At 68.1% G+C, this 13,121-nt stretch carries 15 protein-coding genes; 10 read left to right on the top strand and 5 right to left on the bottom strand.

From position 1 onward, the window contains the following. Nucleotides 1-55 precede the first annotated feature (55 nt). The 3 genes from HCX50_RS16365 to HCX50_RS16355 all read left to right on the top strand — a co-directional run bounded on the left by HCX50_RS16365 (nt 56) and on the right by HCX50_RS16355 (nt 2,917). Complete coding sequence (locus tag HCX50_RS16365; protein ID WP_029262742.1) at nt 56-748, top strand: response regulator transcription factor; 693 nt, start codon at nt 56-58, stop codon at nt 746-748. 60 nt (nt 749-808) lie between these two features. Continuing rightward, a complete protein-coding gene (locus HCX50_RS16360; RefSeq protein ID WP_167635066.1) occupies nt 809-2,509 on the top strand; it encodes a sensor histidine kinase in 1,701 nt (566 codons plus the stop codon). A 120-nt stretch (nt 2,510-2,629) separates the two neighbouring features. Then, a complete protein-coding gene (locus HCX50_RS16355; protein WP_091029097.1) occupies nt 2,630-2,917 on the top strand; it encodes a WXG100 family type VII secretion target in 288 nt (95 codons plus the stop codon). A 68-nt stretch (nt 2,918-2,985) separates the two neighbouring features. Here the strand turns inward: HCX50_RS16355 and groL are convergent, their stop codons facing one another. The 4 genes from groL to HCX50_RS16335 form a co-directional block, all read right to left on the bottom strand. Next, nucleotides 2,986-4,605 (bottom strand): chaperonin GroEL, encoded by a 1,620-nt coding sequence (gene groL, locus HCX50_RS16350; protein ID WP_091029093.1) that lies wholly within the window; start codon nt 4,603-4,605, stop codon nt 2,986-2,988. 124 nt (nt 4,606-4,729) lie between these two features. Further along, complete coding sequence (locus HCX50_RS16345) at nt 4,730-5,308, bottom strand: LytR C-terminal domain-containing protein (RefSeq protein WP_337749963.1); 579 nt, start codon at nt 5,306-5,308, stop codon at nt 4,730-4,732. 86 nt (nt 5,309-5,394) lie between these two features. Next, nucleotides 5,395-5,652, bottom strand: coding sequence for a DUF3263 domain-containing protein (locus HCX50_RS16340; protein WP_091029088.1), 258 nt, complete (start codon nt 5,650-5,652; stop codon nt 5,395-5,397). Between the two features lie 9 nt (nt 5,653-5,661). Next, entirely contained in the window at nt 5,662-6,654 is a 993-nt protein-coding gene (locus HCX50_RS16335) for a DUF2332 domain-containing protein (RefSeq protein ID WP_167635065.1), read from the bottom strand. A 71-nt stretch (nt 6,655-6,725) separates the two neighbouring features. Between HCX50_RS16335 and msrB the strand changes: the two genes are divergently transcribed. Further along, a complete protein-coding gene (msrB, locus tag HCX50_RS16330; protein ID WP_029262749.1) occupies nt 6,726-7,130 on the top strand; it encodes a peptide-methionine (R)-S-oxide reductase MsrB in 405 nt (134 codons plus the stop codon). After that, the gene (locus HCX50_RS16325; protein WP_091029082.1) at nt 7,127-7,690 is read left to right on the top strand and encodes a nitroreductase family protein; all 564 of its coding nucleotides are present in this window, start codon (nt 7,127-7,129) and stop codon (nt 7,688-7,690) included. Before msrB ends, HCX50_RS16325 begins: the two co-directional genes overlap by 4 nt. A 4-nt stretch (nt 7,691-7,694) precedes the next feature. Here the strand turns inward: HCX50_RS16325 and HCX50_RS16320 are convergent, their stop codons facing one another. Beyond that, a complete protein-coding gene (locus tag HCX50_RS16320) occupies nt 7,695-8,606 on the bottom strand; it encodes a DMT family transporter (RefSeq protein WP_167635078.1) in 912 nt (303 codons plus the stop codon). A gap of 101 nt (nt 8,607-8,707) precedes the next feature. Here HCX50_RS16320 and HCX50_RS16315 point away from each other — a divergent pair, with 101 nt between their 5' ends. The 5 genes from HCX50_RS16315 to HCX50_RS16295 all read left to right on the top strand — a co-directional run bounded on the left by HCX50_RS16315 (nt 8,708) and on the right by HCX50_RS16295 (nt 13,116). Continuing rightward, nucleotides 8,708-9,334, top strand: a complete 627-nt coding sequence (locus tag HCX50_RS16315) for an SOS response-associated peptidase family protein (RefSeq protein ID WP_167635064.1) — start codon at nt 8,708-8,710, stop codon at nt 9,332-9,334. Nucleotides 9,335-9,427: 93 nt separating this feature from the next. Beyond that, nucleotides 9,428-10,339 (top strand): ABC transporter ATP-binding protein, encoded by a 912-nt coding sequence (locus HCX50_RS16310; RefSeq protein WP_091029079.1) that lies wholly within the window; start codon nt 9,428-9,430, stop codon nt 10,337-10,339. Further along, a complete protein-coding gene (locus HCX50_RS16305; protein ID WP_167635063.1) occupies nt 10,336-11,151 on the top strand; it encodes an ABC transporter permease in 816 nt (271 codons plus the stop codon). Before HCX50_RS16310 ends, HCX50_RS16305 begins: the two co-directional genes overlap by 4 nt. A 10-nt stretch (nt 11,152-11,161) precedes the next feature. After that, the gene (locus tag HCX50_RS16300) at nt 11,162-12,436 is read left to right on the top strand and encodes a histidine kinase (RefSeq protein ID WP_167635062.1); all 1,275 of its coding nucleotides are present in this window, start codon (nt 11,162-11,164) and stop codon (nt 12,434-12,436) included. Then, nucleotides 12,433-13,116: a response regulator gene (locus tag HCX50_RS16295; protein WP_167635061.1), complete on the top strand. Its 684-nt coding sequence runs from the start codon at nt 12,433-12,435 to the stop codon at nt 13,114-13,116. Before HCX50_RS16300 ends, HCX50_RS16295 begins: the two co-directional genes overlap by 4 nt. Nucleotides 13,117-13,121 lie beyond the last annotated feature (5 nt).

The raw sequence follows: 13,121 nt of genomic DNA, 5'->3' as shown, positions 1-13,121 counted from the left end.
CGCCGTTCCGGACAATAGTCAGCATCTGCATGGCCGAAGTCACCATAATGGGGACATGACTGCTCCGCGCATCCTGGTCGTCGACGACGAACCCAACATCCGTGACCTGCTCTCGACGGGTCTCAGCTTCGCCGGATTCCAGGTGAAGACGGTGGCCAACGGCGCCGCCACGATCTCGGCCGTCCTCGAAGAGGAGCCGGACCTGATCATCCTCGACGTCATGCTCCCCGACATGAACGGGTTCAGCGTCACCAAGCGTCTCCGCGGCGCCGGGTTCACCGCTCCGATCCTGTTCCTCACGGCGAAGGACGGCACCGAAGACAAGATCGAGGGCCTCAACGCCGGCGGCGACGACTACGTCACCAAGCCGTTCAGCCTCGACGAGATCGTCGCGAGGGCGCAGGCGATCCTGCGGCGCACGATGCAGGCCGACGAGGAGTCGATCATCCGCGCCGGTGAGCTGTCGATGGATCAGGACACGCACGATGTCCACGTGGGCAAGGAGCCGATCGAGCTCAGCCCGACCGAATTCAAGCTGCTGCGCTACCTGATGCTCAATCCGAATCGCGTGCTGTCGAAGGCGCAGATCCTCGATCATGTCTGGGAGTACGACTTCAACGGCGATGCCGGCATCGTCGAGAGCTACATCTCGTACCTGCGTCGCAAGATCGACCCGCACACCGAAGAGTCGCTCATCCAGACCAAGCGCGGGTTCGGATACATGCTCAAGGTCGGCAAGTCGGTCTGACGACCGGCCACCGACCATCGGCGCCGCCTTGCGGCGCTGTGAACGCCTGAGGAGGACCGCATGGCGCACAAGCCCGACGCGGTCACCGCCTGGTGGCGTCGCATCAGCCTGCGCGCGAAGGTCACCGGCGTCACGGTGGCGGTGCTCGCTCTCGGTCTTCTCGTCGCGGGACTCGGAACCGTTCCGATCCTGCGCAACGCGCTCGTCGCCAACATCGATGCACAACTGCCCGCACTGGTCACCAGCGATCTGGTCGAGCGGTACTTCGACGCCACGACGGTCGACGGCGTCACGAGCTACGCCCCGCGTGAGGAGCAGCCGCGGGACTTCTCCTTCGCGATCTACGACGCGACAGGGGTTCTCCGTGCCACTGCGCGAGGCACATCGGGCCAGGCCCCGCTCTTCCCCTCCGAATACTCACTCGCCAAGGCGACCGCCGATACCGATCAGATTCCGATCGAGATCCCCGGCGCCGACGGCAGCGTCTTCCACGGGGCGGTCGCGGTGGTGGGGTCGGAGGGCGGTGCCCTGCGCATCCAACTGGTCGCGTTGCCGCTTGCGCCCGCCGACCGCATCATCAGCCAGTACTTCGGCATCTACATCACGATCGCGCTGATCACGATCCTCATCGCGGCGCTCCTCACCCGAGGGCTCGTCACGCTCACGTTCCGCCGGCTCGGGCAGGTGGAGGCGACGGCCATGTCCATCGCGGCAGGCGACTTCCGGCAGCGGTTGACCGACCTCGAACCGACCACCGAGGTCGGGCGTCTGAACACGGCGATCAACACGATGCTGGATCGCGTGGACGGCTCACTCGCGCAGCGCGACCGCAGCGTTCAGCACATGCGGCGATTCATCGGGGACGCGAGCCATGAGCTGCGCACGCCGTTGGTGAGCGTGCGCGGCTATGCAGAGCTCTATCGCATGGGGGCGATCAAGGGCGAGGAAGACACCGCCAGGGCCATGGAGCGCATCGAGAAGGAGGCCATCCGCATGGGCGTCCTGGTGGAAGACCTCCTCGCGCTCGCACGTCTGGACGAGGAGCGTGAGCCCGAGATCGTCGCGCTCGACCTGCGCCCGATCGCCCGGGACGCCGCACTCGATCTGCGCGCCGCAGCACCGGGCCGGACCGTGACGGTGATCGATCGCACGGTCGAGGCGATGTCGCCCATCCGCCTGCAGGACTCGGCTGCTCCGCAACCGGATCAGCCGACCGCGCCGCCCGCACGAGGACTCTCCCGCACCGCGCTTTCACGCCTGCGTCGTCGTCCGCGGCAGCCGGATCCGGCGCCCGCGATCGACTTCACCGAGATCCCCGACATCCCCGTGCGCACCCCGCCGATCGTTCTCGGCGAAGAGAACAAGGTGCGCCAGGTCGTGACGAACCTGCTGGGCAACGCCCGTCGCTTCTCCCCAGAGGACGGCTCGATCGAGATCGTCGTCGATTCGGACCGGGTACACGGCACCGGCAGCATCTCGATCGTGGACCACGGCGAGGGCATCCCCCCGCAGATCAGGGAGCAGATCTTCGAGCGCTTCTGGCGCGCCGACACCTCCCGCGCACGGGAGACCGGCGGTTCCGGCCTCGGGCTCGCGATCGTCGCGTCGATCATGAAGGCGCTGCACGGCGGCGTCGACGTCTCGGAGACTCCGGGCGGTGGAGCGACGTTCACGGTCACGCTTCCCCTCGCGCCCGCCCGCGCGACGCCCGAGCACCTTCTCGAGGACACCCAGCCCCTGGAACGGCTCGATCTGCCCTGACGGCTCTGCACGACCCGCCGTGGGGCGCGGTTCTGCACACCCGCCGTGTGCAGGTCGCTACGGGACGGAGGATGCGGGGGTGGTCCGCTTAGCGTCGGAACTCCAACAGAAGGAGTTCTCATGTCCGTCTTCACCGTCGACACCGAAGCCGTCCACGCCGCGCACGGGGCGACCAGAGCCACCATCGAACGGCTGCAGGCCGAGTCGGCCACGCTCATGTCGCAGTTGCGGCAGCTGCAGTCCTCGTGGGTCGGCAGCGCCTCCACTGCCTTCCAGGGCTGCGCGGAGCAGTGGCAGGGCGCTCAGCTCCATGTCGAACAGGTGCTCGATTCGATCGGCACCTCACTCGGATCGGCAGCCTCGCAGTACGCGGATGCCGACCAGTACTCGGCGAGCCTGTTTCGCTGAGCCCCGCCTGATACAAAACGCAGAACGCCCCCGGCCGGAGCCGGGGGCGTTCTGTCATGAGGGCTGGATCAGAAGTCCATGCCGCCCGACGGGTCACCCATCGGAGCAGCGGCCTTCTCGGGCTTGTCAGCCACGACGACCTCGGTGGTGAGGAAGAGAGCCGCGATCGAGGCTGCGTTCTGCAGCGCCGAGCGGGTCACCTTGGCCGGGTCGATGATTCCTGCAGCGAACATGTCGACGTACTCACCGGTAGCCGCGTTGAGGCCCTGGCCCGCGGGGAGCTCGGAGACCTTGTTCGCGACGACACCCGGCTCGAGGCCGGCGTTCAGCGCGATCTGCTTGAGCGGAGCCTCGATCGCCACGCGGACGATGTTCGCACCGGTCGCCTCGTCACCCGTCAGCGTCAGGCTGTCGAGAGCCTTGGTGCCGGACTGGATCAGCGCGACGCCACCGCCGGGGACGATGCCCTCTTCGACGGCTGCCTTCGCGTTGCGGACGGCGTCTTCGATGCGGTGCTTGCGCTCCTTGAGCTCGACCTCGGTGGCCGCGCCCGCCTTGATGACGGCGACGCCACCGGCGAGCTTCGCCAGACGCTCCTGCAGCTTCTCGCGGTCGTAGTCGCTGTCGGTGTTCTCGATCTCGCGACGGATCTGCGTGACGCGACCCTCGATCTGCTCCGCCTCGCCAGCACCCTCGACGATCGTGGTCTCGTCCTTGGTGACGATGACCTTGCGCGCACGGCCGAGCAGGTCGAGCGTGGCGTTCTCGAGCTTGAGGCCGACCTCTTCGGTGATGACCTGACCACCGGTGAGGATCGCGATGTCCTGCAGCTGCGCCTTGCGGCGGTCGCCGAAGCCGGGAGCCTTGACGGCAACCGACTTGAAGATGCCCTTGAGCTTGTTCAGCACGAGCGTCGCGAGAGCCTCGCCCTCGACGTCCTCGGCGATGATGACGAGCTCCTTGCCGTCCTGGATCACCTTGTCGACGATGGGCAGAAGGTCCTTGATGCTGGAGATCTTCTGGTTCGCGATGAGGATGTAGGCGTCCTCGAAGACGGCTTCCTGGCGCTCCGGGTCCGTGACGAAGTACGGGTTCAGGTAGCCCTTGTCGAAACGCATGCCCTCGGTGAGCTCGAGCTCGGTGCCGAACGTCTGCGACTCCTCGACGGTGACGACGCCTTCCTTGCCGACCTTGTCGATCGCCTCGGCGATGAGCTCGCCGATCGCCGGGTCTGCAGCGGAGATGGACGCCGTGGCGGCGATCTGCTCCTTGGAGTCGATCTCCTTGGCGCTCGACAGGAGCTCCTCGGTGATCGCGGCGACGGCCTTCTCGATGCCGCGCTTGAGCGAGATGGGGTCGGCGCCGGCTGCGACGTTGCGCAGGCCCTCGCGGACCAGAGCCTGTGCGAGGACCGTGGCGGTGGTGGTGCCGTCACCCGCGACGTCGTCGGTCTTCTTCGCGACCTCCTTGACGAGCTCCGCGCCGATCTTCTCGTACGGGTCGTCCAGCTCGATCTCCTTGGCGATGGAGACACCGTCGTTCGTGATCGTGGGAGCGCCCCACTTCTTCTCGAGGACGACGTTGCGACCGCGCGGGCCGAGGGTCACCTTGACCGCGTCGGCGAGGATGTTGAGGCCGCGCTCGAGGCCGCGGCGGGCCTCCTCATCGAAAGCAATGATCTTTGCCATGAGTTTTTTCGTCCCTCCTGGACGTAGACGTTGGGTTTAGCACTCAGAGTGTGAGAGTGCTAACGCCATTCTGGCACTCGACACCTTCGAGTGCAAGCCGCCGGAGGTGGGGCGCATCCGGACGTCAGGAGGCAGGAGCCTCATCCGGCGTCTCGGGCGCCGAGGTCGACCGATCGAGACCGATCACGACCGTGAACTGCTTCTGTCCGTCCTCCGTCTGACCGGAGTAGTAGTCGCTCTGCTGCACGGCCGCACCGCCGAGGAGATCCGCCAGGCCGACGGCTGCGAGCTCGTCCGCCTCTTCGACGTAGAACACGGTCGTGTTGGCGAAATCCTGACTGGAGCTGTCGCCCGCGAAGACGTTGTCGGCCGCCCAGCCGTTGTTGATGAGCGTGTCGCGCATACGCGTGTCGGCGCCCTCGTCGGGCGTGCCGTTCAGGATCATGACCGAGATGCTGGGGTCGACGATCCCCGTCTCCTCCGGCGTCGGAACAGCGCTCGGCGCCGCGTCAGGGAACAGCGAGACACGGCCCATGACCACCAGCGAGCCGAAGATGCCGGCGATGATGAGGACGAGTGCAGCCACGAACGACCAGAGCAGCACGACCCAGCCGTTCATCCCCGGCGCTTCGGCACGGTGTGCTCCCACCCGTCCGGACGTACGGGGAGCATCATCGAAGCGATCGCGGGTGGGCTTTGACACCCCTCGATGCTAGCGGCACCTTCCTGTCAATCCGTGTCGCCGCGGGGTTGGAGGTGCGCGCCGCCGGAGAGCGGCCCCGAAAAGGCTCAGCCGACGAAGCCGGGCAGCCGTGCCGTGCGCCGGTTCGCACGCGAATCGCGGATGCGGCGAAGGCGGCGTACCAGCATCGGATCGTATTCGAGAGCGGCTTCGGACTCGATCAGTCGTCCGAGCAGCTGGTAGTAGCGTGCCGCGCTCATCCCGAGCTGAGCGCGGATGATCTCTTCCTTCGCCCCGCTGTGGCGCGGCCATGCCGCTTCCAGGGCGAGGATCGCGCGATCGCGCTCCGTGAGATCTCCGAGCATGGCTCCAGGTTAGGACGCAACCGCCGGTGGTCCGGGTCGCCACTCCCACCATCGCCCGAGCGGATCCGCGGCCGCGCGCACCCGTCCGTCGAGTGCGACCACGAACCCCGGCCACCGATCCGCATCGACCGGCGGCTCCCATGCGTCGGTCACCGCAGGCGGATCAATGGTAATCCAGCGGGCGTCCGTGCGCGAGATCCTCGCGATCAGCGCTGTCCGCGCCTCCCGGGGGATGTGCACCAGCACCCCGGGAGTGGTGATGACGAGGGTCGCCTGCGGCGGTGCCGCCGACGCCAGCGCGTCGAGATGCGCGCTGGCGTCCCCCTCCACCAGGAGAGGAGGGGCGCCTGCCGCGATGTCGAGAGCAGCCTCGATGCGGCCCTCGCGTCCCGACTCCCCCGGCCACACCAGCCCGCGCAGCCACCGCCGGTCGCGTTCGTCGGCGGCATCGAGCGGTGCCAGGTCGATCCCGGCGCGCCACACCACCTCCGGCATCCGGAGCGCGGGGAGCGGACCGGCCACCCGGCTCTCGAGCACGACCGTCGAGACACCGTCGACCGGGTCGAGCGCGGCGCGGAGTTCCCCGTCCTCACCCGTGAAGCGATAGGAGTACCGATCGGGGTAGAGACAGAGTCCCGCGGACGCACCGATCTCGAGAAGCGCGATCGGCCCCTCGATCTCGGAGAGCACCGGCAGAAGTGCCGCGAGACGGAGCGGCTCGTTCGTCTGCAGCGTTCTCCGCTCACACTCGACGACGACCTCATCCGCATTCCGGAGCACGAAAGCACGCCACCGCGCGTAGGACTCGAGCGGGACGCCGAGCAGCCGGGTGACGGCGAACACCAGCGGCGGCTGGCGCCTCGTCTCCGGGATCCGGAGCAGGACGCGCCTCACCTCCTCATCCCCGGCGACCCCGGCGGCCCACTCGGCATAGAGCGCGCTCCGCCCCGGAGCCTCGTCACGGGCGAATCGCGCGTAGCGCTCCTGCACGGCATCCGTCATCCGTCCATTCTGACGCGCAGCGCCCGAGGCCTCGTCCGACGAGAGAGAATGGAGTCGACTGAGGAGGACACATGTCGTACAGCGTGGACAAGACCGAAGACGAATGGCGCCGCGAGCTCGGCGATGAGCAGTACGCCGTGCTGCGTCAGGCCGCGACCGAGCGCGCCTGGACGGGTGAGCTGCTCGATGAGGAGCGCGCAGGCCTCTACACCTGCGGGGCATGCAACGCGGAGCTCTTCAAGAGCGGCACCAAGTTCGACTCCGGGTGCGGCTGGCCGAGCTTCTACGAGTCGATCCGCCCCGATGCGGTCGAACTCATCGAGGACGACAGCCTGGGCATGGTGCGAACGGAGGTGCGCTGCGCCAACTGCGGCTCGCACCTCGGCCACGTGTTCCCCGACGGGTTCGGCACGCCGACGGGAGATCGCTACTGCATGAACTCGATCGCGATGAACTTCACCCCCGACGCCTCGTGAGCGCTCTCGACGCGGTCCGCGCGCGTCAGTCCTGGTCGAAGGTCGAGGAAACGGCGCCGAGCCGCGAAGAGCTGCTCACGTTCGTCGCCGCAGCCGGTCGCGTCGCGGATCACTCCTCGCTCCGCCCATGGCGGCTCATCGAACTGCGCGGAGCCGACCGCGAGGCGCTCGGCGCTGCCATCGCCAAGGCACAGGGAGACGCAGACCCGTCGTCGAAACCTCTGCGCGCGCCGCTGCTGATCGCGGTCGTCGCCAGCTACCGCAAGAGCGAGAAGGTTCCGCGGTGGGAGCAGGAGGCCGTCGCCTCCGGAGTCGCGCACACGCTGAGCCTGCTCCTCGATGAAGCCGGCTGGGGCGTCATCTGGCGCACGGGCCATTACACACGTGCGAAGGCCGTCGCCAAGGCCCATGGCCTCGACAAGAACGAGGAACTTCTCGGCTGGCTGTATGTGGGCGGCAAGCCTGAAGGGAAAAAGCCGGGCCGCCGCAAGGCCGTGGATGCCCGCAAGCTGATCACGCGGATGCCGAAGGCCGGGGCGAAGAAGGCGAAGAAGAAGTAGCGCGTCAGCGACGACGTCTGCGCGGAAGGGCGACGATCACGGACGCCACCGCGACGACGACCATGGCGACGACCTGCCAGAGCGCGGGCCCTGCTGCCGGAGGCCAGATCAGGTCGATCACGACCGACGTCACAAGCTGTCCGAGCACGGAGCCCAGCCCCATCAGGAGCACACCGGTATGCGCGACGATGAACGCGCCGAGCAGAATGTAGGCCGCTCCGAGGAACCCGCCCAGGTACAGCCACGGCTCGACCGGAAGGGCGTCGGGCATCCCACGGAAGGCGATGCTCGTCCCGGCCGCGAGCAGCAGGATGACGGTGCCGGTGATGAAGCTCATCAGAGTCGCGGCGAGCGGTGATTGCACACGCTGCGAAAGGCGACCGTTCGTGGCCGCCTGCCACGCGATTCCGACTCCGGCGGCGAACGGCAGCAGCAGCATCCACAGCGGGGCGGTGGCGAGCACGTCGCCCGACAACGAGATGCCGACCGCGGCGAGCGCGAGAACGCCGCCGGCGACCCGGCCGGGGGTGACCGCGACGACGCCCGCCGGACCGAACCCGATCCGATCGAGCACGAGTCCGTGCAGGGTCTGTCCCGCGACGACCCCGACGCTGAACAGCGAGACGCCGAGGACCCCTGCGGTCACCCCTTGAGTGGAAACGGTGAGGGCTCCGCACGCCCCGCCCAGCAGCATCCAGAACGGGATCTTGTGGTGTCGGATGCCGCTCCAGAGGCGTCCTACGCCGCGCCGGGCGGAGGGGATGCAGCAGATCACGGCGACCAGTGCGAGCAGGCCCACCGAGAACGAGAGGAGGCCCGCCACGATGCCGTCATCCACGCGCACCCCGAGAACACCGTTGATCCGGGCCTGGATCGCCGTCATGACGCCGATGGCGACAGCCCCGCCGAGTGCCAGGGGCGCGGGAAGTCGACGGGTTTCTGGCACCAGTCGACCCTATCGGAGCCGTGACTCACCGGGGCGTGACGGATGTCGGCGGCCGGGGCTACGCTGACGGCATGTGCGCGAGCTATGGTCTCGATCCCCGGTTCACCGATGCGGAAGTCCTCGCCGCCGCCGACGATGCGGTGCTCGAGGGACTGCGCGCCTGGGCGGAGGGAAATGCGGGCGAGACCATCCGCCCGACCGGGAAGAACCTCCGCAACCTCAACCCGCTGATCGTGCAGCCCGACGCCGCTCCGACTCTGGAACCGGCATGGTGGGGCTTCCTCGTGAACGGGGAGCCTGCGAAGTTCCCATCGATCAACACGCGATCGGAGCGCCTGCAGGAGCGCCCCGGCGGAGCGAAGTCGCGGGCCATCGTCCCGGCGACCAGCTGGTACGAGATGCAGAAGCCGTCGCGGCAATGGAACGAGTTCATCATCGACGACGGGTCGCTCTTCGGCATGGCGGCGGTCACGCAGCGGGGTCGCACCGCCGACGGCGAGTGGTACACGTGCTACTCGATCGTGATGCGCCCCGCTCCCGACCACCTCGTCGATCTGCACGATCGCATGCCGCTGCTCGTCCCGGCCTCGCTGAGTCATGATTGGCTGACGGCGCCGCCGTCGCGGGAGATCATCGACGAGGCGATCCTCGCTTCCGATGAGATGGCCGCACGCGTCCAGGCCCGTCCCCGTTCCTGAACCGGCCCATCCGCCGCGGGGAGGACACTCCCCTCTCGAGGACGGTACCTGGGGAGGACGCGCGGCAGCCCGACGCTCCGTAGCGTTGTCCTCATGATCACAGCAGAAGGCCTCACGAAGAGGTTCGGAGACAAGACGGCCGTCGATGACGTGTCGTTCACCGTCAAGCCGGGCAGCGTCACCGGCTTCCTCGGCCCGAACGGCGCCGGCAAGTCGACAACGATGCGCATGATCGTGGGCCTCGACCGGCCGACGTCCGGACGCGCCGAGATCGCCGGTCGTGAGTACCGCAAGCTTCGGGCGCCGCTCACCGAGGTCGGCGTGCTGCTCGATGCGAAAGCCGTGCACACCGGGCGGACGGCGCGCAATCACCTTCGGGCGATGGCGGCGACCCATGGGATTCCCTCCTCCCGCGTCGACGAGGTCATCGATCTCGCGGGCATCGGTTCGGTGGCTCGCAAGCGGGCCGGGAAGTTCTCGCTCGGAATGGGACAGCGTCTCGGCATCGCCTCGGCGCTGCTCGGCGATCCGCACACGCTCATCCTCGACGAGCCTGTCAACGGCCTCGACCCCGAAGGAGTCCGCTGGGTGCGTCAGTTCGTCCGGCATGCGGCATCCGAAGGACGCACCGTGCTCCTGTCGAGCCACCTGATGAGCGAGATGGCGCAGACCGCCGACCATGTCATCGTGATGGGTCGCGGCCGGGTGCTGGCGGATGCTCCGCTGGCCGAACTCGTGCGCTCCTGGACGCAGAACACGGTACGTGTGCGCACCCCGCGACCCACCGATCTCGCCGCGGTCGTCAGCGGCCCTGGCGTGGAGATCGTGAGTTCGGCTCCGGACCTCCTCGACATCGTGGGTCTCCCCGCCGCCCGCATCGGCGACCTCGCCGCGGACCGCGGCATCCCGCTGCACGAACTCACCCCGACCACCGGATCGCTCGAGGATGCCTACCTCGCCCTCACCGGCGATTCCGTCGAGTACCGCACCAAGGAGATCTCATGACCACGACACAGGCACCCGCGTCCGCGCGGCCGCGCGTCGACACCGGTCGACGGCTGACCTTCGTCCGCGCCCTGCGCGGCGAGTGGATCAAGCTCGCCACCCTGCGCTCGACGTGGTGGTCGATCGGGATCGCCGCGGCCCTCACCATCGGGATCTCCGTTCTGATCGCACAGGCGGTCGACATGCCGGGGTTCGAGCCGATCCAGGCCGTCGTCATGCCGATCCAGTTCACGATGCTGCTCGCCGGCATCATCGGCGCGATCTCCGTGACGGGCGAGTACTCGACCGGAATGATCCGCTCGACGCTCACGGCGAACCCGATCCGCGGGTCGGTGTTGGCGGCCAAGTCGACCGTGCTCGCGGTCTTCATGTTCCTGTCATCCCTGGTGATCTTCGGTCTCGCTGCCGTCGCGGTCTCGCTGATCGTGGCGCCGCGCGACCAGAGCATCGAGTGGTCGGACCCGGCTGCGTCGTTCCTGCCGATCGTCGTCTCCTCCCTCGCCATGGCGGTGTTTGCCCTGATCGGAGTCGCCTTCGGGTTCATCCTGCGTTCGGGGGCAGGAGCCATCGCGGCGACCGTCGGCGTCCTGTTCGTCCTGCCGATCGTGGCGAACTTCTTCTCGTTCGCCGGCGAGGCGTGGGCATGGGTCATCGAGGCGTCCGCCTACCTGCCGGTAGCCGCTGCGCAGAGCGCGATCCTGCCGAGCGACGGCGCGGCACTCGATGCCCCGGTGGCATTCCTGACCCTCGCTTGCTGGGTCGCCGGCGGAGCGCTCGTCGCCTGGGGCGTTCTGCGCACCCGCGACGCGTAAAGTCGGCCCCGTGAGCAGAACGCGAAGCCGCAGCGACTCGATCCGAGAGGACGAGGAGCTGCGGCTTCCGCGTGCGCCGGGACTCTTCCGGCGGTTCTGGGCACGTCATCCGCTGTTCGCCGACATCCTCCTGACGCTGTTCTGCCTGCTCCTCTCGCTCGCCCCGGCGGGTCGGTTGGCCGATGAGTCCGTCCCCGAATCCGCCTACATCGCGATCAACGTCGCCACGTTGGCGATGGTCATCATCGCCTGCAGCACACTCCTGTGGCGACGCCGGGCACCTCTCGCCCCTTTCGCCGCAGCGGTGATCCTGGGAACGGTCGGTTTGTTCACCGGGCTGTCCAGCGGCATCATCCTCCTGCTCGTCGCCTGTTACGGTCTCGCGGTCTACCGGTCGTCGCGTGCGGCCTGGACCTGCTACGGAATCGGTGCGGTGTGGTTCCTCCTGCTCAGCGGGATCCTGATGCTCACCGGTGTGGTCGTGATGCAGAACGGACTCGACACCGCACTCAGCTATATCGTGCTGGGTCTGATCGGCACACTCATCGGCGTCAACGTCGGCGGCCGCAAACGCTATCTGTCGGCCGTCATCGATCGCTCGCGACAGCTGCTCGTCGAGCGGGACCAGCAGGCGCAGCTCGCCGCCGCATCCGAGCGGGCGCGCATCGCTCGGGAGATGCACGACATCGTGTCCCATTCGCTGACGGTGATCGTGGCGCTTTCCGAGGGCGCCGCGGCGACGCCCGACCGCGAGCAGGCGCGCAGAGCGGCGGTCCACACGGCGGACACCGCTCGTGCGGCCCTGACCGAGATGCGATCGATGCTCGGTGTGCTGCGGGATGACGATTCTCCGCTGCCCCTGGCACCCATGAAGCCTGCGCCGCCGCGTGACACGGTCGAGGCGGCGCAGCGCGCCGGGTACCCTGCGACGCTCACGGTCGCGGGGCGCGCCGAGGTCTCCCCCGCCGTCGCCCATGCGATCGGACGGATCGTGCAGGAGGGCGTCACGAACGCGATGCGTCATGCCCCGACCGCGTCGGCGATCAGGGTGCGGCTGGACTACGCACCCGATTCCGTGACGATCGACATCGTCAACGACGGAGTTTCCGACGGCATCGGAACGGAAGGCTTCGGATTGCGCGGACTCGCCGAGCGCGCTGCTCACGTGCAGGGAAGCGTCGAGTCCGCGCCGTCCGAGGGGGGACGATGGGTTCTGCACGCTGTGCTGCCGACGAACGCGACGGCCCCCACCGCACAGAACGAATCGACGGAGGACGACGGATGACGGATGCGATCAGGGTGCTCCTGGTAGACGACCAGGAGCTGATCCGCGTCGGGTTCCGGATGGTGCTCGAAGCGGAGAGCGACATCGTCGTGGTCGGCGAGGCCGGCGATGGGCGTGCGGCGATCGCGCAGAGCGCTGCACTCGCCCCCGACCTCGTGCTCATGGACATCCGGATGCCGGAGCTGGACGGAATCGCCGCCACCGAGACCATCGTGCGCGATCGCCCCCAGACGAAGGTGCTCGTGCTGACCACGTTCGACCTCGACGAATACGCCTTCGGCGCCATCCGTGCCGGTGCGAGCGGGTTCCTCCTGAAAGACGCTCAGCGTCACGAGATGACCTCTGCCGTTCGCGCCGTACACCGTGGCGACGCCGCGCTCTCTCCTCGGATCACGCGGATGCTTCTCGAGCACGTGACCCCGCAGCTCAGCGCCTCGCCCTCCCCGACACCGGATGCCGCGGAGAGCGCGGCGCTGGACTCGCTCACCGATCGAGAGAGAGACGTGTTCCTCGCGATCGGGCGCGGACTGACCAACGCCGAGATCGCCCGCAGTCTCTACGTCGGCGAATCCACCGTGAAGACCCACGTCGGCCGGGTGCTGGCGAAGCTCCACGCACGCGACCGCATCCACGCCGTGATCCTGGCGCACAGACTCGGCCTCGTCGGAAACGAGACCTGAGGGTA

Origin of the sequence: Microbacterium sp. B19(2022) (genome assembly GCF_012030385.1) — a bacterium.
Lineage (GTDB): Bacteria > Actinomycetota > Actinomycetes > Actinomycetales > Microbacteriaceae > Microbacterium > Microbacterium oxydans_B.
This window is presented reverse-complemented; position numbering and strand designations above follow the sequence as displayed.